The following is a 19814-nucleotide window of genomic DNA, read 5'->3' as shown; positions in this document are numbered from 1 at the left end:
AAATATCGGCTTATTCTTCACTTTTCAATGATGGGGTGCTGTCATTGATCCATCTTCTTTTTATCCATATAGTCATCGAGTAAAGGACGGCAAGGATTATTGAGATTAAAAAGACAGATTCTGCCGGCTCTAAAGATAGATGGCCAGCAAGTGAAACCGAGTATGCCAGTAATATAGACGTTATTAATTTGGAGAGGGACGCAATCATTAAGAATTTTCTTATTGAAACACTCCCTAGACCTGCCCCTATACAAATGATTTCATCAGGCAGGATCGGAAAAATAAATAGTAAAAATAAAAAGGCCGTTTCGCTTTTTGCGGTGTATTCCTGGTATTTCAACAGATGCTTCTTTTTCACCAGCTTTTCCGCCAACTTCTTCCCTCCGGACCGCGCAATAAAGAACATGACAGCAATACCAGAGGTTGTACCGATATAGCTTAGATAAGCGGCCGTGAAAGATCCGAACACGGCGCTTCCTGCCGGTACGGTAATCGCTTCCGGCAGGGAAAGGAGAATCGGCTGAAAAAAGCAGATGATGATGAAGATGAACTTAGCGGCAGAATCGAATTCCATAAGAACTGACTCAATCCCTTTGGCATCCACCAGCGCAGTGAATGCTGTAATGTAGTGAATGAGGAGGAACAAAAGCACTGTACTTACCAGACTGTAGAGAACCAATCGCGAGACCTTTATATAAGTGTGCTGCTTCCTCCACAAGGAAATGCCCTCAATTGCCACGACACTGATCATCAAGTACGTAATTGCTTGTTTCACAAACGACTTCAGGTCTGGCAATAACATCGTGAACAAAGTGACAACCAATGCTGCCAGAAGCAGATGTATAAATAAAGGAATAACAGGATTATTTTTCATACTGACCACTTCTTCTCATCTATAATGACTTTCCACTATATTGTAAAAAAAAGCCGGTACCCCCGACACAAGCTCAAGTATGAAAATGGCCTGCGACCCTGGACTGAATTCATAAAACAGGAGGCCCGTCCCTCACCGCTTTAAAGCGGTGAGGGACGGGCCCCCGGCATCTTTTATCGATTATCAATCTTTTCCGGATACAAATCATGATTCATGAGGCGGTGATCCGCCATTGTTTCATATTTCGTACCTGGTTTTCCGTAATTACAATACGGATCGATGGAGATTCCGCCCCTCGGCGTGAATTTCCCCCATACTTCGATGTAGCGTGGATCCATCAGTTCAATCAGGTCATTCATGATGATGTTCATGCAGTCTTCATGGAAATCACCATGATTGCGGAAGCTGAACAGGTAGAGTTTCAGTGATTTACTTTCCACCATTTTTTGATCGGGGATGTAGCTGATGTAAATGGTCGCAAAGTCGGGCTGACCCGTTTTAGGGCAGAGACTTGTGAACTCCGGACAATTGAACTTTACAAAGTAATCCCGGTTCGGATGCTTATTATCGAAGGCTTCGAGAATCTCCGGTGCATATTCGAACAAGTAGCTTGTCCCTTGATTTCCCAACAAGGTAATATCTGTTAATTCTTCATCTTTTCTTCCTGACATATAAAAATCCTCCCTTTAATTGTACTCAAACTAAAGGAGGACATAGCATTAGCCTTTGATGGACAGTAACAATCAGTAATTTTGCAATTATTGTTATCGACTGTTACGCTTAATGGATGAAGGTTTTTCAGCATCCAGCAGCCATCAGCTTCATAGAAACATAGTTTTTTATAGAGGGTTAATGCTATGAACCTCTCTCAATGAATGTGAGCGACTTATAGTGGTACAGTCGTTATCATAAATAAGAATAGGGAGAAAGTCAATATTCTCTTAGTGTTTCCATTATCAAATATGGTTGTCTCATTTCGGGGCACTTCACCCCTTTCATGGATATAAACGGCCAAATATCAGATACGATATCAAAGAGGAATTCTACATTATACGTGGAATATATACGTAGTTGTCTTTCCTCAATTTTTCTAGGGGGTTTAAATTGAAATGAAGCAGCTTGTCCCCGCATTTACCAAGGCAATACTGAAGGGTGATGTTCAATCGGTAACAGAACTCTACTCATCGTCGATTCAGTCAAAAGCAGATCCGCTTACTTTTTATGAATCGGTTGTCAAACCATCAATGTACCGCATTGGTGATCTTTGGGAGAAAAATCAAATCACGGTGGCTGATGAGCATTTAGCTACCGCTACGTTGAAATATTTACTTGCAAGCGTCTACACCCCATACGAGGTGTCAGAACGCCGCCCGAAAGGACTTTTATTCTGTATCGAAGGCGAGCAGCACAGTTTGGGGCTGGAACTTGCAAATGAAATCTTTAAAGAACAGCATTGGAATACCCGTTACCTCGGAGCGAATGTTCCCGTAAAGGATGCGGTGACTTTCGTCAGAGCCTGGAAACCCCAGGCTGTCGCGATATCAATCGGTATGACAACGACTATTCCGCAGCTGAGGAATTGTCTGGAGGAAATTGAGAAGGTACAGCCCGACATCAAGATTTTGGTTGGCGGCAGGCTCATTTCCCACTACAACCTGGATTTTTTAAAAAAGGATTCTATCACGACCATACATGATTTACGAGAGTTAAATGACTATTTAGAAGAACACGCTGCACAATTCCTTGCTCTATTGGAGGAAAAAATATCAACCTAAAGGTTTCTCTCACAATTACCCGAATTCTCCGATGGACTCGGAAATTCACAGGGCAATGGTGTCCGTTAACCTTCCACAAGGAGGGATACTGTGGAAAATCTAGATTTTTGCCCGATTCCCTATCTTATATTAGATAGGAATTTGAATGTCCTTGATGCCTCTGAAACAGGCTATTCACTATTGCAGCGGGGAGAGAGTTTCTTATCGGTCCTTGAAGAAGAAAGTTCTCCTAAATTTGCGCGCATCATCCATAAAGAGCTGTCCGGCAAGATGGAAGTGAATCTAAAAAAACATTCTTCCTTTGAACTTGTGGATCTTTTCTATCGATTCTCTGTTATCCAGCAGCGGTTCCATATGGCTGTCATCTCGAAAGACAACGAGTATCACAAAGTTTCACAGCAGATGAACGGCCTGTTTGACCGCTTGGGCGAATCGAATATCATCAGAAAAGATACGAACCACCGAGAAGTATTAGCGAGTGTCACTTCACTCTATATGAAACTCTCCAATACAAGTGAGTGGAATAGGGAAGAAGTCATGGATAAAGTGAAAGAAATTGAAATTCTGCTTATGAAAAATGTACAATGAAGGAGTACATCATTTCAGAGTTAGGAGAATCGAATATGACTTTACTTGGAAATTTACTTGAGTACAATCAGAAATTTGTTGAAGAAAAATCATATGAAGAATATCAAACGACTAAGTTTCCAGACAAACGTCTCGTTATTTTGACGTGCATGGATACCCGCTTGGTTGAGCTTCTTCCTAAATCAATGAATATGAAAAACGGTGACGTAAAAGTCGTCAAAAATGCAGGCGCTGTTGTGGCTCATCCTTATGGAAGTATCATGCGAAGCCTCTTGGTGGCAGTGTATGAACTGCAGGCAGATGAGGTACTGGTCATCGGCCATCACGATTGCGGAATGAGCGCCATCAACAGCGAACAGATCATCGGGAAAATGAAAGACAGGGGTATTGATGAAGATACACTAAATACCCTTAACTACTCGGGGATCGACCTTCACGAATGGCTGAAGGGCTTCAGCTCCGTTCAGGAAAGTGTTTCCCACAGTGTGGATATGATCAAAAATCACCCTCTCATGGACAAAAACATCCCTGTTCATGGCCTTGTCATCTCTCCTGAAACCGGAAAGCTTGATTTGGTTGTGGAAGGATATTAATTTTAAAAGGACCCGTCTTCTTTTTAACAGACGGGTCCTTTTATTTACTTACTAGAGAAATCCTTCAACTCCCGTAAAATCGGCATCTTCTCCATCTCATCCTCACTGACATGGTCCCACTCGATTCCCCCGGGCTTTTCATAAGGAGTATGAGTCTCGACTCCGCCCTTCTCGGTAAAAATCCAATCAACAGACAGGTCATAGGAGTCTCTCGGAATATCATCCCCTACCAGCTGTTCACTATTGATCGTCGTGATGACGGGTACCGGTTTGTTGCCGATTTCACGCAGGATCGCATATTCCCTATCAGCATATCCCTCCCCTTTGCCAAGCCTTCTTCCGTCGCTGTGGATGGCAACCGACCCTACGACAATCAGGTCGATTTGAGGGATATCCGTCAGCGGAACCACTTTTCCGTATGAATTCATATGCTTGATGCTCGCAGCCTTTCGCTCCTCACCATGCGGCACCCATTCAGGCTTGATCATGACAAACCCATCCTTCAGACGCGGTGTCGGAATCAGAAGCGTTTTCTTATCTTTTAAGACGGAGGTTCTGAGAGGCAGCTGAGGCGCATCTGGGTTCACTTTAATGACTTTCGCTTCTTTATAAAAATCCATCTCCTGCACATGTTTGGCTGCCGCTTCGGCTCCTTTGAAATTCGGGATGCGGTTGACCAGTGGAAACGGGAACCGTCCAAGTTTCTTTTCGGTCAGGGCATTCCAGACTTTGTGTCGAATTTCATCCTTTGTTCTCATCCTCATTCCTCCTTTATTTGTAAAATAGGGTACTTTCTCCTAGAAAACCATGGAAAACATGACATATTTACTATACAATTATACCTGCACAAATTTCCTTAATTGGAGGTGAATAACATGTCACTCTACGGTATCATCGTGTTGATTCATGTGGTGGCGGCAGTTGCGGGACTTGGCGCAAGCTTTGCGATGCCGGTCGTAATGAAGACACCTGAAACAGCCCATCAGGCAATATACTCACTCGACCTCAGCAAAAAAATTGAAAACTTCGCAAAAGTCGGGAGCATTGTGCTTCTGATCACAGGCCTGATGATGGGAGTCATCAACCCCTATCTCTTTAAAACCGGCTGGTACATCGCTTCGATCGCCATCTACATCGGTGTTCAATTCATCGTTGCAGGCATCATGCCGCGGAAGGTAAAACAAATGGCCGAGATCATCCATGCCCACAAAGGCGAAGACGTCCCTGCATCTTATGGCAAAATCAACGCCGAGTTAAAACCTTATAACATCATTATACATAGTGCTGCTATCATTCTTATCATATTAATGTCGATTAAACCGTTTTAATAAGAAAAGCGGAAGGGCTTTGCTCAGAGGCGGGTGGCATAAGACGAATCGGCCATGAAGGCGCACTTTGCCTTCTTGGTCGATTTGGCTTATGACATGTGCCTCTAAGCCCTGGAGCTGGACAATAAGAAAAGCGGAGGCGGCTTGCTCAGAGGCGACAAGCATAAGACAGGGCGGCCATAAAGGCGTTTTTTGCCTTTTTGGCTGGCATGGCTTATGTCTCGAGCCTCTAGCCGCCGGAGCTGGACAATAACCTTTTTCTTATACTAAAAGATAAAACCGCACAGCTCCTGTGCGGTTTTATTTCTGATCAACATGCTTTTTCATTTTTTCCAATAATTCTTTAGAATTCTCCGCGGGAGTGAATTCCCCATTCACGAGTGCATAAGGTGACAACTTGCATTCCTTACATCTGCTTTGACATTCATATTCTTTATAGGTGATGTTCTTCTGGCTCAAGAACTGGTTGTATTCGGACATATTCTCTTCTGTTAAAAAACGATCCAGGTTTTTCTCGCAAAATTCGATGGTGGCCTTTTTTCGTTTGGAAAAAAGCTGATTGATTAAGTTCACCGGTAAAACATCCTTTATTAAAAGTTCTATCCTTATTGTACAGGAAACGACCGCTTAATGTACCGGTCCAAAATCAAGTTGCCAAACGGAATGAATGCGACTGCAAGAGCACTGAACACCCATTTGAAGGACCATCTGATTTTTAAAGTCGTATATCCGATGACCAGCACGTAGACAACAAAAAAGAAACCATGCAAAGAGCCGACGACCGTAACGGCTTCTGGAAATCCTGCCATGTACTTCAGCGGCATGGCAATGAATAATAGAATCAATAATGATGCGCCTTCGACAAAACCGCTTAACCGGAAACGTCCTATCGTTGTATTAAGCATATATGAAAACCTCTCTCTGGTAATCTGTTCGAACAGCTCCATTATATCATTGATGGGACGGGACTTATATCGGTAAGCATTGGTTCTTTCAGTTTTTCGTAACTCCCGCCTTTCGTTTCACAGGAATGTTCTTTCCCGTCCCCCCATAAAGATAAGAAATAAAGTGACTTTCCTTCAAAGGAGGCGGAAAAACATGAACATCCTGCTGGCGGGACTTCATGACGTAGACCGGGTGGCCGTGCTCTTCAATGCATATCGTATGTTTTATAAGCAGCCTTCCGACTTGGAAGGGGCGCGCCATTATTTAGCAGAACGTTTATTACAGGATGAATCCACCATTTTTATCGCCGTCGAGAATGATACCTGCCTTGGCTTCACACAGCTTTACCCTTCCTTCTCTTCCGTTTATCTAAAACCCATCTGGAAGCTGAATGATTTGTATATTGCAGAACATGCCAGAAATAAAGGAGTCGGTCAAAAGCTTCTGGAAGCTGCCAAGGAACATGCTCTACAGACAGAATCGAAGAATGTCATTCTTGAAACCGATTGGGACAATGTTCACGCTCAGCATTTATATGAGAAAAATGGATATGTACGGGAAGATAACGTTTACCATTATACCCTGCCCCTTTGATGCAGGGGGTGTACGTGTCGAAACCCAAAAAGCCAGGATCAACTTATCAGGATGAACTGGCTTTTCTTATTCTATAAAACTTCCAAATGCTTTGTATCACATTCATGAAACTAATCATTTTCCTTCCAGAGCTAAATTTCACCACACTTAAAGCCCGTCCCTCAACGCTTTAACGCATAGAACGGGCATTCTTCTAGATCCACCTGATTCCATTTGACCTTCTGGCGGCTCCCTTTCGTTCTTGTCCACATTTGATACTTGTCTGCAGTTTCATATAATGATAGAAGATCAGAGCATCTCTTCCTTCTTTCGTGTTGAAGCCCACATGTGGCTTAAGTTGTGAAAGAAACTCCCGATCACAATGGCAGGCCGGTCCATATCTTTTGTAACATAAATCATGTTCCCGGCACGCTGCATCCACCTCATTGATTGGTTCTCCAGGTCCGCTGCACCCGGGGCCGCACCATTTATATTCTGGAAAAATACAAAACTTTGGTTTAAACCTCTCTCCCATCTCTTCCCTCCTTTCACTCTTTAACACACCCCTGACGTTTCATTTCTCACACAAAGGGAAATACACTCTGTGTAAGAAACAAGAGTTGATGACTATATTGTATGCATGTCTGCTCAGTAAGGTTTATCCTCACTGACAAAGATGCTCATAAGGAGGAATGAAGTATGGCAAGCTTTCAACTAAAAGATATGGTTCCTGATTTCACACTCCCTACAGTAGCTGGTGAAAAATTTTCATTCGAGGAGCACCGCAAGGAACATGACAGCTGGCACCTCGTCGTCTTCTTCAGGGGAGCCTGGTGTCCGGTATGTCAGGAAGAACTTCGGGAGTTCCAAGCAAACAAAGAAAAATTCGAAGAACTCGATGTTCATATCCTGGCCATCGCGAGCGATGATCTCGAAGATCTGCAGGAATACGCTAACAAGGAAAACATCATGTTCCCGATCATGTCGGACAAAGAGCTAGAAGCCATTAAAGCCTATGATGTCTATTACCACGGGGAGGATGCCCCATACGAAGATCACGGGGAGCATGGCGAGCCTGCATATTTCCTTATAAATGAAAAAGGCAAATTGATGTATCAGCAGCAGCAGACCGGTCCGTTCGGAAGGCCACATCCAGATGAACTTCTCAGAACCGTAAAATATATTAAAAAGAACGTGAAATAACCTTTATGACAAGACCGCTTTGATGTAAGAATCAAAGCGGTCTTTTTACATATTGAGGAAGCCGATTCTTTGTCCCCACTGTCATGTTTGTGATAAGTTTCAATAAAGACACACTTATTCAAAGGAGGAAATACTATATGCTCCCTAAAACCCAGCAGCAAATCCAACTCGTTTCCCGCCCTGAGGGAATGCCTGCAGAAAGTGATTTTCTTTATAAAGAAATCGAGGTTCCTCAACCGTCTCAAGGCGAGGTTCTCATTAAAACGTTGTACCTTTCAGTAGATCCCTACATGCGCGGAAGAATGTCCGATGCCAAATCATATGTAGAGCCTTTCGCATTAAATGAAGCACTCTCCGGCGGTGTCGTCGGCGAAGTCATGGTATCAAAATCAGAGCAATTCAAGAAAGGCGATTTCGTAATCGGAATGCTTCCATGGCAGGAATATTCACTGGCAAACCAGAAAGAAGTGCGTTCAGTCAATCCGGATATCGCACCTCTTTCCACTCATCTGAGTGTACTTGGGTTAACTGGGCTTACTGCCTACTTCGGGCTCCTTGATATCGGTCAGCCTAAGAAAGATGAAACCGTAGTCGTTTCAGGGGCAGCCGGAGCTGTTGGTTCCGTTGTCGGCCAGATTGCGAAAATCAAGGGTGCGCGCGTGGTGGGCATTGCAGGATCCCAGGAAAAAGTGCATTACTTGAAAGAAACCCTTGGATTCGACGAAGCCATCAACTATAAGGAAACCGACGATATCTACAAGGCACTGAAACAAGCATGTCCAAACGGTATCGACGTATATTTTGAAAACGTCGGCGGTGAAATCGGCGATGCTGCCATCAGCCTGCTGAATAAACATGGACGCGTTCCGGTTTGCGGAGCTATTTCTTCCTACAATAAAACCGACAGAGATCTTGGACCGCGCGTGCAGACGAAGCTGATCAAATCGAGTGCCCTCATGAAAGGCTTCGTGGTCACCGACTACAGCAGCCGCTTTATAGAAGGTGCGACTCAGCTCGGCCAGTGGCTTGCAGAAGGAAAACTTCAATACGAAGAGACCATTACAGAAGGCTTCGACCACATAACTGATGCTTTTCTGGGGCTGTTCCAAGGGAAAAACCTCGGAAAGCAGCTCGTTAAAGTGGCAGAGCCGACAAAATGATAGAAAGGCGGGACAGTCCTGATAGGGCTGTCTTTTTTTATGGCACATCCCCATGTTTCTTCCTCTTTCACAGGGGGAATGAGATAGATAAGCAATACACCAAGGAGGAATGAACATGGAGTCTTTTCAATTATATATAAATGGGGAATTTACAGATGGTTCATCCGGTGAAACCCTTGAAGTGATCAATCCCGCAACGGAGGAAGTCCTTTCAAAAATCCAGAATGGTTCAGAGGAAGACGTGAATCGAGCTGTTGAAGCTGCTCACTCCGCCTTTCTTTCATGGGAGAAAGTTCCCTCTAAAGAACGAGCTTCCTATCTGTATAAAATAGCGGATAAGCTCGAGGAACGAAGAGATTCATTCGTTCAGATGCTGACAGAAGAAAATGGGAAGACGCTTGATGCCTCTGAGGCAGAAATCGACCTTGCCATCGAGTATTTCCGTTACATGGCAGGCTGGGCACTCCGATATGAAGGGGAAATCCTTGAAAGCGAACGTTCGAATGAAAATATCCTTGTTTATAAAAAGCCGATCGGTGTTGTGGCTGGTATCGTGCCCTGGAACTTCCCGATGTTCATTTTGGCAAGGAAACTTGCACCCGCCATCGTCACCGGCTGCACGATCGTACTGAAGCCCAGCCAGTATACCCCGAATACAGCGTGCGAGTTTGCAAAGATCATAGAAGAGGTGGAGCTGCCAAAAGGGGTCTTTAATCTGGTGACAGGAAAAGGTTCTGATATCGGAAATCCATTATCCGGACACCCTAAAGTTCGCATGGTATCCATGACGGGCAGCTACCCGGCCGGTTCAAAAGTGATGGAAGCTGCTTCTAAATCGATTACCAAAGTAAACCTGGAGCTCGGCGGCAAAGCACCTGCCATCGTGACGAAGCACGCGGATATTGATCTTGCCGTTGAAAAAATTAAAACTTCGAGAATCACAAATTCCGGCCAGGCCTGTACGAATGCAGAGAGAGTCTATGTCCATGAAAGTATTGCAGAAGAGTTCATCAGTAAAATCACTGAGGCATTTAAGAATACAGCTGTTGGAGACCCTACCAACCGTGACAACGAGATTGGCCCGCTTGTCAATAAAGACCGATTGGATACCGTCACTGAAATGGTTAATAACGCCGTGGAAAACGGGGCTAAAATCCTTACCGGGGGAAAACCGCTCGAGGCTGAACATGGGTTTTACTATGAGCCTACCATTCTAGTAGATGTCAAGCAGGACATGGAGATCATACAAGAGGAAATCTTCGGTCCGGTCTTGCCGATCATGACTTATAAAGACTTTGATGAAGTGATTGAGCTTGCCAATGACACAGAGTACGGCCTCTCTTCTTCCATTTTCAGTGAAAACCTGCACGAAATCATGAGAGCGGCCAATGAACTGCGCTACGGAGAAACGTTCGTCAATCGTGAAAACTTCGAAGCCATTAACGGCTTCCACGCCGGCCGCGCGCAATCAGGCATAGGCGGGGCAGATGGTAAACATGGTCTCAATGAATACCTGGAGACACACGTTGTATACCTCGAGTACGATGAAGATTATAAAGGATAATGATATGGCATGGCCCGTCCCTCAATGCGTTAAGCATCAAAGGACGGGCCATTATATATTATCAAACTAAAAAAAGCCCCATCACCAGATAGGACTCTTAAAGCCGTTCGTTCGTATGATTAAGATACAATAAAGAAATTAGCCATAGCGATCAGAAGAAGGATGATGACAATACCCGAGCTCATCCAAAGAATATCACTGAAGTCCATTTTCATTTCTGTCACCTTATCATGTTTTAGCATGCCATTTCACTCCCTTGTTGATTTTCTATGAATCCAATGACTTTGAAGTCTGATACATCAAATTTTGTATTGGTGGTCGCCGAGCAGTGGGAACATTTTATCTTATTTACATTCATCTGAGTCCGAAATTCAGTTTCACATTGACAACATTCCAAGATATGTAGATCTTGTTCGTTTCCCTTACGATCAAATTGAATACGTTCTCTTCCTCGATTAATGTATGCCACTATATTTTCTCTCCCGTCAATTTTGATTTAGTACATATATACCCGGTGAGATATCTGTAAAACATTTTTAATCTTTTTTTCTATAAAAAATCAGTCTTTATGCACATCATTTTAGGGAGTTAGTCTTATTCCAGGAAACTTTTTCATATAGTAGTAGTCATTATGTTACAATTTTTACAAATCAGAAGTATAAAGGGGGAAAGTTCATGTTTCAACCGGCAGGGTTCGGGGTCAGGTTCGTAGCCAATATAGTCGATTGGTTAGTCATCAATCTTCCATTAATCATTATTACAGGGCTGATTACAGGCGAATTTTCCGAGGAGAATTCCTTTGTTTCATTAATTACTTTTCTATATGTCCTGATCACTCCAGTCCTTTGGAAAGGGTATGTAGTCGGAAAACGCATTGCCGGCATCCGTATTGTAAAGAAGGACGGCAGCAACGTACACATCGGAAACATGCTGATGAGAACGATTGTTTCAGGGATCGTGTATGCGCTGACTTTAGGAATCGGGATTATCGTCAGTGCATTCATGGTCGGCATACGTGAAGATAAACGGGCGATTCATGATTTCATTGCGGGAACGTATGTGACTCATGCAAAGCCGGATGAGATGGAGCCGCTTGACTGATTCTAAAAAAACAACCAGCCTGAAACTCGGGGGCTGGTTGTTTTGCTATTATAATCGCTTTTCCATAAAATGCTGACTTGAACCCTTCGGAAAATCCTCCAGCACCCCAAATTCACGGTAGCCCAGCTTCTTGTAAAAACCCGGCGCCTGAAAGCTGAATGTATCCAAAATCACCAAATAGCAGCCTTTTCCCCTTGCATAGTCTTCCATTCTTTCAATGAGCCCGACACCGTATCCTCCCTTCCGATACTCCTCGGCCACCCAAAGGAAATCAATATGAAGGTGGTGCCAAAATGTCTCCCCGACCACTCCGCCGACAATCTCATCCTTGTCATTCCGTATGACGAAACTGACCTTCTCCAACGGAGTCTTCACTTCTTCATCTATAGAGTCCATATTAAATTCAATCAATTTTTTTCTTATATAGTCGCTGTCTTCTTGTACCCACTGCTTTGTGATTTTCATGAGCTTTCCTCCTATTCTTATATTTCTAGTTTAACAGAGGTCAAACCCGTTTATAGAATAATCGGCAACATCCCAATACTAATTCCGATAAAGCAGCTCTCTGACTTCACAACGAATCGTATCGAGGATCTAGACGCTGGAACTTCACCTTTCTCGGCATCCTATCCTTTGATTGTATTCGCCTTTATTTTTTCGCTCCTCTCATTCTTACAAGCACCACCCTCCCATCTTTGCATACCTTGTAAACAGGAGGTGTGTGCCGTGCTTTCACGTATAAAATGGTTGTCTTTTTCAATTGAATTATTTCTCGCGGTCCCGGTCTTTGGAAATATTGCGGGTGACGCAATTCCGTTTCTTCTTTGTTTAGTGGCTGTTTGGCATGCCGGTGTGCTATATGTATCAAAGTCCGAGGATCAGCCCATTCTCGGAAGTGCTCTTGGAATCATCGCCTCATTCCTGAATTTCTTCCCGATTATCCGCTTGATTGCCCACGCGATTACTGCCATTGTACTTATTTTTGAAATTCAGAAGGCGCCCGGAATGGAATGATCATTCCCACAGCGAAAAAGGATGCTCTTTCCCCCTGAGCATCCTTTTTTCTTATTTCAGATCTTATTTATAACAAATCATGACAGTCTTTTTCTCGAACCCTTCCCGGGTATAGAGGCTCACTGCTTTATCATTTTCTCCATTAACAGAGATCAAGGCTTTCTCCATACCGGCTTCCTTTCCGAAACGAAGCCCTTCCCTTAACAGCAGTCTGCCGATTCCTTTCCCCTGATGATCCGGCTTGACTGCCAAGAGGCCGATGAAGGTTTTCCACTCTCCTTCATCCCATTCCTTCTCGACGTTCAGTATCCCTGCCGGAACGCCGTTGCAGGACAGAATTTTCATTCCACCGGCGAGATGACCCTCATGGTCCTTCATTTCCTTGACCTGCCCTACTGTAATTGGCGTCTCAGCCCCTGCTAATTGAGAGAACGCAGCATTTCTGACTTCACACCAGATCTCTTCGTCGCGGTCGAAGACAAGGTCCTCCACCCTGTATCCTGGTTGAATATCCACTTGAGATATATCCTGTGCCTGCCGTTCAAGCAAATAGGATATTCTCTCTATATCAAACCCCAATTCCTCCATTATCTTTCTAACAGCCGTATTCTTTTCATCGATGAATGTAAAGACTTTATCTAAATCTTCCGCGTGCACCTTAATCTTTTCCCATAGAAGTTTATAAGCCTCTAACGTACGGATGGTGCTGTGGAATATCCTGAAGCGCGCCCTGTTTCCTTTGAGGAAGTATTCACTGCGATACAGTGAAACTGCACCGGCAACCATGTCTTCATCCATCAGAAGATAGGTTGGATTCTCATCATCAACTTTGAAAGTCTTCAACTGATCTTCATATAGAAACGAATCATCCACTTCGTACCGGTGTATTCGGCAATACTCCAGAAATTCTTCCCTCGTTCTTTCTGTTAAGCGCTCTGCTCTCATCGATTTTCCCCCGTATTCATTCACATTCTAAAGTCGTTCATTGCCTCTTTTGAAATTGCCAGTAATCTTTGCCATTATTAATTGCAGTGCCTTTTCGCTTTCTGCCGTTTGCACTTTCTCTAAAAATCGGTCGGCATCTTTCCCCTTAAGGACTTTCACCTGCCTGCCCTCATACTCGATAAACACCATGCCGTTTTTCGTGATCCGATACTGAAAAGGCGATTCATCCAGGCGATTTCTTTTATCGATATCCCCCATATTCACGCTCCCTCCGCGGAAATACAATCTATAGATATGTATTCAACATAATCAATCATTTACCTTTTCGAGCCAACAAAAAAAGCAGTTCGATACCGGGGAATCATACCCCGAAACCAAACTGCTTTTCCTTATTCCTTACTGAACGACCCCGCCGGCATTTATATACCGAGCGTTGAATTCCTGCACAAATTGATTTGCAATCTCTGTATCATGAATGATCAGCATGTTTTCATCATTTACGTTGTTCCCGTTTTCGCTCCAGTTCGTGGAACCGACGATGACGGTCGGATCACTGGACGTGTCCGCATCGATGATCATCGTTTTGGCATGAAGCTTTCTGCTTTCATTTGCCTGATAAACCGGTGCCGGGTTCGCCCAGCGGATATTCGGGTTGTTTTCACTCGTCTGTGATGCCGTTCTGCCAGTCATTTCGATACTTGCAGACCACCACTGATTCCAGAAGCTTGCATCGAATAACCCTTTTACATCAAAACCTGTCAATGTACCTTGATTATCGGCATAGCTCCCTTCCCATTTGTTCTTCAACTCATCAACCAAGGCCTGATCGCTCCATGCAAAAATCGTGAAGTACGCACTTTCATCTGCTTCCGTTTTCACAAGTTCGGTCATACGCCCGACTGCGTCATCACCTGAAGAAAAATAGACCTCGACTTCTTTACCGCCAATCGTCACTGAGTGAGGAGTATTATCGATTTTTCTTGTACTGAAGTTTGAAACCTTGTTATCGGGTGTTGTGGTTCCGCTTCCCCACATTTCCTCAAACTCCGTTTCATAGATGGCAGCAAGCTCAGGGGAATGAACTTCGACGACATGCTGCTGGTTCCCATCAAGAATTCCCTGATTCATATTTTCTTCCGAACCGTAAAGTCCTGTCACTGTAAAGTTCCAACTGCCTGTGAACACCCATTTGTCATCCACCACAGCAAATTTATTATGCATCTGATTGCCTGGTGAGTAATAGCTGTCCGCAGCCTTCTCTTCGCCTTCAACGAATAGATGGCCTGTCATCTCCGAGCTCCCCACCATAACCGTACGCTGCGGGAAATCAGTGAAACTTGCAGGCAGGTTGTATGCTGAACGCTTTGCTGCGTCCTCTACAGCAAACATCGGGGAATCCGATAAAATATGAGCATCGTCAGCCGTTCCGACGATGGAATCTTTACCACGGACAAGCTTCTCTAAATAGAGTCTCATTGTTTCGTAGCGTTCAGCATAATGCGGGTCGGCCCCGTCTTTCGCATCGGCAAGGATCCGTACATCCACTCCTTGAGCCGCTTTTTCCATCAGCGTATCAACCACACGGGGCAAATTGATTTCATATGTAGCAAAATCTATCGACATCGTTGCTTCATTCAAACGTTCAATCAACTGGTCTTCCAGATTCACATTGTAGTTTGCTTCATTACCTGCAGAAGCATATTGAGTCGAAGCACTTTTGTTAAAGAAGACATTGATTGCCCCAAGATCCTCGCTTACATTCGTAAGGGATTCACTGCCGCTCCCGGCAGGAGGCGCAGACTGTGAATTAGAAGCTTTCGGAGTCCCGTAACCACCCTCATATGCAGCAGTCGCCGTACTCCAGCTGGCTGCGCTCGTACCTGCAGCTGCGCTGTCACTTCTCTCCATCGTCGCTTTTGTCGTATTATCACCTGCATACCAGCTGTCGACCTCATCAACGATCGTGCCGGAAGCATCCTTCAAGTAGAGCACTTCATTCGAATTACCGAGACTGCCAGTATAAATCTGGTCCGCTGTCACGCCTGAAATCGTGCCGTCACTCGTCCTTTCTAAAAGGAAATAATCATTCGCCGCCACCGAACCGCTTAACGGAATACTCGGTGACCCGTCCTGCGCTTCAAGCACCCATCCATCAAGAGGCAGGCTGGAGGAAGATGCATTATACAATTCAATCCACTCATCATTATAAGAAGCGGTCGTCCCCATCCATGCAACTTCATTGATCACAGCTGTATTGGATGCCGCCGTCACTTCATTCCCATCCGTCACACCTTGTGGAACCAGACTTCCCACAAGCAATAATGCTGTACTGATTACTGACAAAGAAACCTTTTTCACGCTCATACCCTTTCCCCTTTCAAAAATAAATGACAAATATAAAAATTTGATTACAGTACTAGCATATATTGTCTTATTTTGTAGAGTAATAGGCAGAAGGGTGTTATTATTCTTATTATTTTGTAAACGGAATGTTTAGTTTGTAAATTCGCATGACAATCATCCTGAAGTATTTCCTTATTTTACATAGACAAAATTACTCAATCGCATACAGGCGGACGTCGAGGTCGAATAGGTCAAAAGACCCTCGTTCTGTGATAATCTAAGTGCGAACTACCAATCATATGACAAAAATCGACAATTACGCTCACGCCAATGCTTCATCAGTAATCAAACCTTGAACGGCAGCCATGGCTTTTGCATCATTCCTTTCAAAATCAGCAAATAAAAAACCCAAAAGCATCAGCTTCCGGGTCGTCATTTTACTAAATTGTGTTTAAACGCATAGATTACAGCCTGCGTGCGGTCCTGCACACCAAGCTTGGAAAGAACATTGCTCACATGTGTCTTCACAGTCTTCAATGCAATGAATAGTTCGTCCGCTATTTCCTGATTCGTCTTCCCCTGGGTCATCAGCAGCAGGATTTCGAGTTCGCGGTTGGTCAGTTCTTCATGAGGCTCTGAGACCGTCCGCCGTCTCATCCTGGTCATCATCTTTCCTGTCACTTCAGGCTCCAGGATGGATTGTCCGTGATGGGTTTTTCTGACGGCGTCGGCGATTTCACTGGCTTTGGAGGTTTTCAGCATATAGCTGACAGCCCCCGCTTCGAGCGCCGGGTATACCTTATCGTCATCCAAGAAGCTAGTGACGATGATGATTTTGGCTTCCGGCCATTGCTGCACAATTTCCTTTGTCGCCTGGATGCCGTCCATTTCTTTCATCACAAGGTCCATGAGAATGATATCCGGACGCAGCTCGAGTGCAAGCTTGACGCCTTCTTTTCCGTCCGATGCTTCACCGACCACCTCGATATCCGACTGCGCAGACAGATAGGATGATACCCCGATCCTGACCATTTCATGATCATCTACAAATACGACTTTAATCATTTTCTTCACCTACATTCTCTACAACCGGCACCTTTACCTCAAGGCGGGTGCCTTTACTTGGAATACTGATAATTTTGCATGTACCACCGATTTCAATGGCTCTTTCCTTCATATTTTGAAGCCCGTATGAACTTGTTGCTTTCGACTCGTTTACATCAAATCCCTGCCCGTCGTCCACTACACGCAAAATGATGATGGATTCCCGTTTGATCAGCAGCACTTCGAGTGACGAGGCTTTTGCATGTCTGAGTGTGTTAGAAACAGATTCCTGCAGGATTCTGAACAGATGGTCTTCGATTCCCTTGTCGAGCTTCATGTCTTCGATTTTCCACTGAATTTCCAAAGGGACCTTTTGTGATAATTCGACTAATAGCTCCTTCATTCCTTCTTGAAGGTTCTTCCCTTTTAACGCAACCGGACGCAAATGGAGAAGGAGCGCCCTCATTTCAAGCTGTGACTGATGAATCATCTGCTCAACCATCTTGAGCTGTTTTTCTTCCTGCGGCGTGCGCGTCGATGACTGTGTTTCGGTGATGGCTGACATGAGCATGGATGCTGCGAACAGCTGCTGACTGACCGAATCGTGAAGTTCCCTGGCTAAACGGTTACGTTCCTGGGAGACGATTTCCTGGATCCTTTTTTCCTGCTCTTCCGCTTTTTCATTTGCCAGCTTCTGTGAATATCTTGCCTGGTCGGCAAGGTGTTTGCCTAATGTGTCCACCTTTTTCCAAATGCGTTGGAGTTCTGTGACCGAGGACTCTGCAGGTGTGAATGTCTTTCCCTGTTCCATGTGCAGGAGGGCATCTTCAATCTCATGAAACTGCTTTTTCTGAATCCAGCCAGAGCGGAATCCGAAAACCATTCCCAATAAGATGCTGAGCAGCACGATGAAAGCTAACCCTGGTATATCCATCACTTCAACTTCCCATAGCAATGACCAGTCATCGAGTGGATACAGATAAAAAAAGGAGACTGAGAGCACGATCAGGGCAATGAGGGAAAAAAGCAATCCGGCTGCAAGCTGCTTACCGACTGTACTCATATTCTCTTCACCTCAAGATCCCCAATCCAGAGGGAGGTCACAATTTTGACCCGCTGCCCTGCCGTTTCGTAGCCTGGCGTTTGGTAATAAAGGGATTGGTTGATCGCTTTCGGTTCCACCCTTTCGAAAATCTCAATCGAACCCGCCAGAACCGAGTGATGAATGCTTACTTCTACATCATACGGGACGAGAATTTCCACATTCCCGAGGATATTGCGGACCGATACGACCGAGGTCCCTTTAGGAAGGACGGTATTCCCCATGTCGATGACCGAATCACCGATGATTCCCTGGATGTTGATGTCATTCCATTCAAATACATCCTCAGGTGTGCGCTTCGTTCCGAACCATTCATTCTGCAGGGCCGCTTTCTTCATGACCAGCGGTTCCTGCGATTGCGTGAACGTTTCTTTAATGTTCGGAGCTATATATTTTGGATGTTTTTTCGAATCGGCAAAGCGCATGATAATAAAAATTAAAATGGCAAAAAGCAAAAATTTAAAGGCCACTGTATTGAATATATTGATTCCAAGACTGATGACCCCGAACCAGAACAAGATTTTGCCTGATTTCTTGTGAAGTTTTTTGCGGCCGAAATAAATGGCAAATGCCGCTATGAAAAGAAAGACGAGAACCCCCCCGTCATAAAATGAGACTTCCAACAGGATGAGTAAAGTACCGATCAAGATGATCCAGCTGATGCCGTCTGAACGCAGTCGATTAAACAAAGGGGTTCCTCCTTTCGTTAGTTATGTAACCATTTTTCCCCTGACAGTATGAAAGAGGGTGAACCCAACGTTGGGCTCCCCCTTTTTACTGTTAATAGAATACCATGTTTTAGGAAGGAATGGCTTCTGTTTCCTCTTTTTTCATTTCTTTTTCTAATTTCGCGACTTTCGCATCGATGGTGTTGCGGTAGTAAGATGAGTTCACACCGTGCTCCAGCTGGTCTAAGTATGTTTCAATCTCATCGAATTTAGAAAATGATGCGTTATTGTAGCCTGATGAAGATTCCAGGACGCTATTCATCTTATTATGGGCACGGGCGATGTTCTCTCTTCCCATGAGCTCCATTCTCTTGATATACATATCCTTCAGCTTGTGCTTCATTTCTTCGTATTTTCTCTCCAGTTCATCAAGCTCTTTCGCCGCTTTCAACTTGAGGTCTGCAATGCGTTCTGTTCGCTCTTCGTAGTATGTCTGTTCCTGAAGGGCAAATTCATAAAGCTCTGTTTCGTTTGCGTTTGAAGCCACTTCCGCCTGGTGTTTTCTTTTTTCTGCAAGGTTTGCTGCCTGCTGGTATTCTTTTGTGAATTCTTCTTTTAAGAGGTATTGTCTTTCGACCAGTTTTCTTACCTTTTCTACTTCCTGTTCGCATTGTCTTAGGTAGTGGTTCAGAACTGCGATCGGATTTTTCTTCTCTTTTTTATCTAATGCTTCGTGCAGGTCGGACATGACTGTGTTTTTGATTCTTTGGAATAAGTTTGGCATGGTTGTTTCTCTCCTTTTGATTGTTATTTTTGAAAGTACTTCTGAATACCGCTTATGATTTCCGTGCAAGACTTCGCTTTCCGCGGGTAGCTCGTGAGCCTCCTCGTCGCTGCGCTCCTGTGGGGTCTCACAATAGCTACTTTTCCCGCAGGAGTCTTCATCTTGCACTCCAATCAACCGCTGGATGGAACTTAAAATCCTTAAGACATA

At 44.4% G+C, this 19814-nt stretch carries 25 protein-coding genes; 10 read left to right on the top strand and 15 right to left on the bottom strand.

What is annotated here, in order from left to right; all coding sequences use genetic code 11:
• Nucleotides 1-10: 10 nt before the first annotated feature.
• Both ACUXV2_RS01245 and queF read right to left on the bottom strand, forming a co-directional pair.
• Nucleotides 11-874: a TVP38/TMEM64 family protein gene (locus ACUXV2_RS01245; RefSeq protein ID WP_446245258.1), complete on the bottom strand. Its 864-nt coding sequence runs from the start codon at nucleotides 872-874 to the stop codon at nucleotides 11-13.
• A 173-nt stretch (nucleotides 875-1047) separates the two neighbouring features.
• A complete protein-coding gene (queF, locus tag ACUXV2_RS01240; protein WP_446245257.1) occupies nucleotides 1048-1545 on the bottom strand; it encodes a preQ(1) synthase in 498 nt (165 codons plus the stop codon).
• Nucleotides 1546-1983: 438 nt separating this feature from the next.
• Between queF and ACUXV2_RS01235 the strand changes: the two genes are divergently transcribed.
• From ACUXV2_RS01235 to ACUXV2_RS01225, 3 genes are all read left to right on the top strand, one after another.
• Nucleotides 1984-2649: a cobalamin B12-binding domain-containing protein gene (locus ACUXV2_RS01235; RefSeq protein WP_446245256.1), complete on the top strand. Its 666-nt coding sequence runs from the start codon at nucleotides 1984-1986 to the stop codon at nucleotides 2647-2649.
• Between the two features lie 90 nt (nucleotides 2650-2739).
• Entirely contained in the window at nucleotides 2740-3237 is a 498-nt protein-coding gene (locus ACUXV2_RS01230; protein WP_446245255.1) for a hypothetical protein, read from the top strand.
• 35 nt (nucleotides 3238-3272) lie between these two features.
• Nucleotides 3273-3830, top strand: a complete 558-nt coding sequence (locus ACUXV2_RS01225; RefSeq protein ID WP_446245254.1) for a beta-class carbonic anhydrase — start codon at nucleotides 3273-3275, stop codon at nucleotides 3828-3830.
• 44 nt (nucleotides 3831-3874) lie between these two features.
• Here ACUXV2_RS01225 and ACUXV2_RS01220 read toward each other — a convergent pair whose 3' ends face one another.
• On the bottom strand, nucleotides 3875-4588 hold the full coding sequence (locus ACUXV2_RS01220) for a 5-formyltetrahydrofolate cyclo-ligase (protein ID WP_446245253.1): 714 nt from the start codon (nucleotides 4586-4588) through the stop codon (nucleotides 3875-3877).
• Nucleotides 4589-4705: 117 nt separating this feature from the next.
• Between ACUXV2_RS01220 and ACUXV2_RS01215 the strand changes: the two genes are divergently transcribed.
• Nucleotides 4706-5158, top strand: a complete 453-nt coding sequence (locus ACUXV2_RS01215; protein WP_446245252.1) for a DUF2269 family protein — start codon at nucleotides 4706-4708, stop codon at nucleotides 5156-5158.
• Between the two features lie 300 nt (nucleotides 5159-5458).
• Here ACUXV2_RS01215 and ACUXV2_RS01210 read toward each other — a convergent pair whose 3' ends face one another.
• Both ACUXV2_RS01210 and ACUXV2_RS01205 read right to left on the bottom strand, forming a co-directional pair.
• Nucleotides 5459-5731 (bottom strand): DUF1450 domain-containing protein, encoded by a 273-nt coding sequence (locus ACUXV2_RS01210; RefSeq protein WP_446245251.1) that lies wholly within the window; start codon nucleotides 5729-5731, stop codon nucleotides 5459-5461.
• A 32-nt stretch (nucleotides 5732-5763) separates the two neighbouring features.
• Complete coding sequence (locus ACUXV2_RS01205) at nucleotides 5764-6063, bottom strand: DUF3817 domain-containing protein (protein WP_446245250.1); 300 nt, start codon at nucleotides 6061-6063, stop codon at nucleotides 5764-5766.
• A gap of 193 nt (nucleotides 6064-6256) precedes the next feature.
• Between ACUXV2_RS01205 and ACUXV2_RS01200 the strand changes: the two genes are divergently transcribed.
• Entirely contained in the window at nucleotides 6257-6697 is a 441-nt protein-coding gene (locus tag ACUXV2_RS01200; RefSeq protein WP_446245249.1) for an N-acetyltransferase family protein, read from the top strand.
• A gap of 193 nt (nucleotides 6698-6890) precedes the next feature.
• Here the strand turns inward: ACUXV2_RS01200 and ACUXV2_RS01195 are convergent, their stop codons facing one another.
• A complete protein-coding gene (locus ACUXV2_RS01195; protein WP_446245248.1) occupies nucleotides 6891-7211 on the bottom strand; it encodes a phospholipase in 321 nt (106 codons plus the stop codon).
• A gap of 164 nt (nucleotides 7212-7375) precedes the next feature.
• Between ACUXV2_RS01195 and ACUXV2_RS01190 the strand changes: the two genes are divergently transcribed.
• From ACUXV2_RS01190 to aldA, 3 genes are all read left to right on the top strand, one after another.
• Nucleotides 7376-7879, top strand: coding sequence for a peroxiredoxin family protein (locus ACUXV2_RS01190; protein WP_446245247.1), 504 nt, complete (start codon nucleotides 7376-7378; stop codon nucleotides 7877-7879).
• Between the two features lie 137 nt (nucleotides 7880-8016).
• The gene (locus ACUXV2_RS01185; RefSeq protein ID WP_446245246.1) at nucleotides 8017-9039 is read left to right on the top strand and encodes an NADP-dependent oxidoreductase; all 1023 of its coding nucleotides are present in this window, start codon (nucleotides 8017-8019) and stop codon (nucleotides 9037-9039) included.
• Between the two features lie 115 nt (nucleotides 9040-9154).
• Complete coding sequence (aldA, locus tag ACUXV2_RS01180) at nucleotides 9155-10603, top strand: aldehyde dehydrogenase (RefSeq protein WP_446245245.1); 1449 nt, start codon at nucleotides 9155-9157, stop codon at nucleotides 10601-10603.
• 119 nt (nucleotides 10604-10722) lie between these two features.
• On the opposite strand, the gene ACUXV2_RS01175 is transcribed toward aldA, so the two are convergent.
• Nucleotides 10723-10845, bottom strand: a complete 123-nt coding sequence (locus tag ACUXV2_RS01175) for a hypothetical protein (RefSeq protein ID WP_446245244.1) — start codon at nucleotides 10843-10845, stop codon at nucleotides 10723-10725.
• A 433-nt stretch (nucleotides 10846-11278) separates the two neighbouring features.
• Between ACUXV2_RS01175 and ACUXV2_RS01170 the strand changes: the two genes are divergently transcribed.
• Nucleotides 11279-11704 (top strand): RDD family protein, encoded by a 426-nt coding sequence (locus tag ACUXV2_RS01170; RefSeq protein WP_446245243.1) that lies wholly within the window; start codon nucleotides 11279-11281, stop codon nucleotides 11702-11704.
• Nucleotides 11705-11752: 48 nt separating this feature from the next.
• Here ACUXV2_RS01170 and ACUXV2_RS01165 read toward each other — a convergent pair whose 3' ends face one another.
• Nucleotides 11753-12169, bottom strand: a complete 417-nt coding sequence (locus ACUXV2_RS01165; protein ID WP_446245242.1) for a GNAT family N-acetyltransferase — start codon at nucleotides 12167-12169, stop codon at nucleotides 11753-11755.
• A gap of 261 nt (nucleotides 12170-12430) precedes the next feature.
• On the opposite strand from ACUXV2_RS01165, the gene ACUXV2_RS01160 reads away from it, so the two are divergent.
• Nucleotides 12431-12718 (top strand): hypothetical protein, encoded by a 288-nt coding sequence (locus tag ACUXV2_RS01160; protein WP_446245241.1) that lies wholly within the window; start codon nucleotides 12431-12433, stop codon nucleotides 12716-12718.
• A gap of 63 nt (nucleotides 12719-12781) precedes the next feature.
• Here ACUXV2_RS01160 and ACUXV2_RS01155 read toward each other — a convergent pair whose 3' ends face one another.
• The 7 genes from ACUXV2_RS01155 to ACUXV2_RS01125 form a co-directional block, all read right to left on the bottom strand.
• Nucleotides 12782-13663 (bottom strand): GNAT family N-acetyltransferase, encoded by an 882-nt coding sequence (locus tag ACUXV2_RS01155; protein WP_446245240.1) that lies wholly within the window; start codon nucleotides 13661-13663, stop codon nucleotides 12782-12784.
• A 27-nt stretch (nucleotides 13664-13690) separates the two neighbouring features.
• Nucleotides 13691-13921 (bottom strand): hypothetical protein, encoded by a 231-nt coding sequence (locus tag ACUXV2_RS01150; RefSeq protein ID WP_446245239.1) that lies wholly within the window; start codon nucleotides 13919-13921, stop codon nucleotides 13691-13693.
• A gap of 138 nt (nucleotides 13922-14059) precedes the next feature.
• Nucleotides 14060-16027, bottom strand: a complete 1968-nt coding sequence (locus ACUXV2_RS01145; RefSeq protein ID WP_446245238.1) for a phospholipase D-like domain-containing protein — start codon at nucleotides 16025-16027, stop codon at nucleotides 14060-14062.
• Nucleotides 16028-16438: 411 nt separating this feature from the next.
• Nucleotides 16439-17071 carry a response regulator gene (locus ACUXV2_RS01140; protein WP_446245237.1) on the bottom strand — a complete coding sequence of 211 codons (633 nt, stop codon included), beginning with the start codon at nucleotides 17069-17071 and terminating at the stop codon, nucleotides 16439-16441.
• Entirely contained in the window at nucleotides 17064-18113 is a 1050-nt protein-coding gene (locus tag ACUXV2_RS01135; RefSeq protein ID WP_446245236.1) for a sensor histidine kinase, read from the bottom strand. The genes ACUXV2_RS01140 and ACUXV2_RS01135 overlap by 8 nt, the downstream gene beginning before the upstream one ends.
• Nucleotides 18110-18841: a cell wall-active antibiotics response protein LiaF gene (liaF, locus tag ACUXV2_RS01130; RefSeq protein WP_446245235.1), complete on the bottom strand. Its 732-nt coding sequence runs from the start codon at nucleotides 18839-18841 to the stop codon at nucleotides 18110-18112. The genes ACUXV2_RS01135 and liaF overlap by 4 nt, the downstream gene beginning before the upstream one ends.
• Nucleotides 18842-18950: 109 nt before the next feature.
• On the bottom strand, nucleotides 18951-19604 hold the full coding sequence (locus tag ACUXV2_RS01125) for a PspA/IM30 family protein (protein WP_446245234.1): 654 nt from the start codon (nucleotides 19602-19604) through the stop codon (nucleotides 18951-18953).
• Nucleotides 19605-19814: the final 210 nt, after the last annotated feature.

This window comes from Rossellomorea sp. NS-SX7 (assembly GCF_052828565.1).
Note: the sequence above shows the minus strand (reverse complement) of the source record. Positions and strands in the feature narration are given on the sequence as shown.

Excerpts from the sequence above, each read along its gene's own strand:
- ACUXV2_RS01245 (WP_446245258.1), bottom strand. The coding sequence starts at position 874 with ATGAAAAATAATCCTGTTATTCCTTTATTTATACATCTGCTTCTGGCA.
- queF (WP_446245257.1), bottom strand. The coding sequence starts at position 1,545 with ATGTCAGGAAGAAAAGATGAAGAATTAACAGATATTACCTTGTTGGGA.
- ACUXV2_RS01235 (WP_446245256.1), top strand. The coding sequence starts at position 1,984 with ATGAAGCAGCTTGTCCCCGCATTTACCAAGGCAATACTGAAGGGTGAT.
- ACUXV2_RS01225 (WP_446245254.1), top strand. The coding sequence starts at position 3,273 with ATGACTTTACTTGGAAATTTACTTGAGTACAATCAGAAATTTGTTGAA.
- ACUXV2_RS01220 (WP_446245253.1), bottom strand. The coding sequence starts at position 4,588 with ATGAGAACAAAGGATGAAATTCGACACAAAGTCTGGAATGCCCTGACC.
- ACUXV2_RS01215 (WP_446245252.1), top strand. The coding sequence starts at position 4,706 with ATGTCACTCTACGGTATCATCGTGTTGATTCATGTGGTGGCGGCAGTT.
- ACUXV2_RS01205 (WP_446245250.1), bottom strand. The coding sequence starts at position 6,063 with ATGCTTAATACAACGATAGGACGTTTCCGGTTAAGCGGTTTTGTCGAA.
- ACUXV2_RS01200 (WP_446245249.1), top strand. The coding sequence starts at position 6,257 with ATGAACATCCTGCTGGCGGGACTTCATGACGTAGACCGGGTGGCCGTG.
- ACUXV2_RS01195 (WP_446245248.1), bottom strand. The coding sequence starts at position 7,211 with ATGGGAGAGAGGTTTAAACCAAAGTTTTGTATTTTTCCAGAATATAAA.
- ACUXV2_RS01190 (WP_446245247.1), top strand. The coding sequence starts at position 7,376 with ATGGCAAGCTTTCAACTAAAAGATATGGTTCCTGATTTCACACTCCCT.
- ACUXV2_RS01185 (WP_446245246.1), top strand. The coding sequence starts at position 8,017 with ATGCTCCCTAAAACCCAGCAGCAAATCCAACTCGTTTCCCGCCCTGAG.
- aldA (WP_446245245.1), top strand. The coding sequence starts at position 9,155 with ATGGAGTCTTTTCAATTATATATAAATGGGGAATTTACAGATGGTTCA.
- ACUXV2_RS01175 (WP_446245244.1), bottom strand. The coding sequence starts at position 10,845 with ATGCTAAAACATGATAAGGTGACAGAAATGAAAATGGACTTCAGTGAT.
- ACUXV2_RS01170 (WP_446245243.1), top strand. The coding sequence starts at position 11,279 with ATGTTTCAACCGGCAGGGTTCGGGGTCAGGTTCGTAGCCAATATAGTC.
- ACUXV2_RS01165 (WP_446245242.1), bottom strand. The coding sequence starts at position 12,169 with ATGAAAATCACAAAGCAGTGGGTACAAGAAGACAGCGACTATATAAGA.
- ACUXV2_RS01155 (WP_446245240.1), bottom strand. The coding sequence starts at position 13,663 with ATGAGAGCAGAGCGCTTAACAGAAAGAACGAGGGAAGAATTTCTGGAG.
- ACUXV2_RS01150 (WP_446245239.1), bottom strand. The coding sequence starts at position 13,921 with ATGGGGGATATCGATAAAAGAAATCGCCTGGATGAATCGCCTTTTCAG.
- ACUXV2_RS01145 (WP_446245238.1), bottom strand. The coding sequence starts at position 16,027 with ATGAGCGTGAAAAAGGTTTCTTTGTCAGTAATCAGTACAGCATTATTG.
- ACUXV2_RS01140 (WP_446245237.1), bottom strand. The coding sequence starts at position 17,071 with ATGATTAAAGTCGTATTTGTAGATGATCATGAAATGGTCAGGATCGGG.
- ACUXV2_RS01135 (WP_446245236.1), bottom strand. The coding sequence starts at position 18,113 with ATGAGTACAGTCGGTAAGCAGCTTGCAGCCGGATTGCTTTTTTCCCTC.
- ACUXV2_RS01125 (WP_446245234.1), bottom strand. The coding sequence starts at position 19,604 with ATGCCAAACTTATTCCAAAGAATCAAAAACACAGTCATGTCCGACCTG.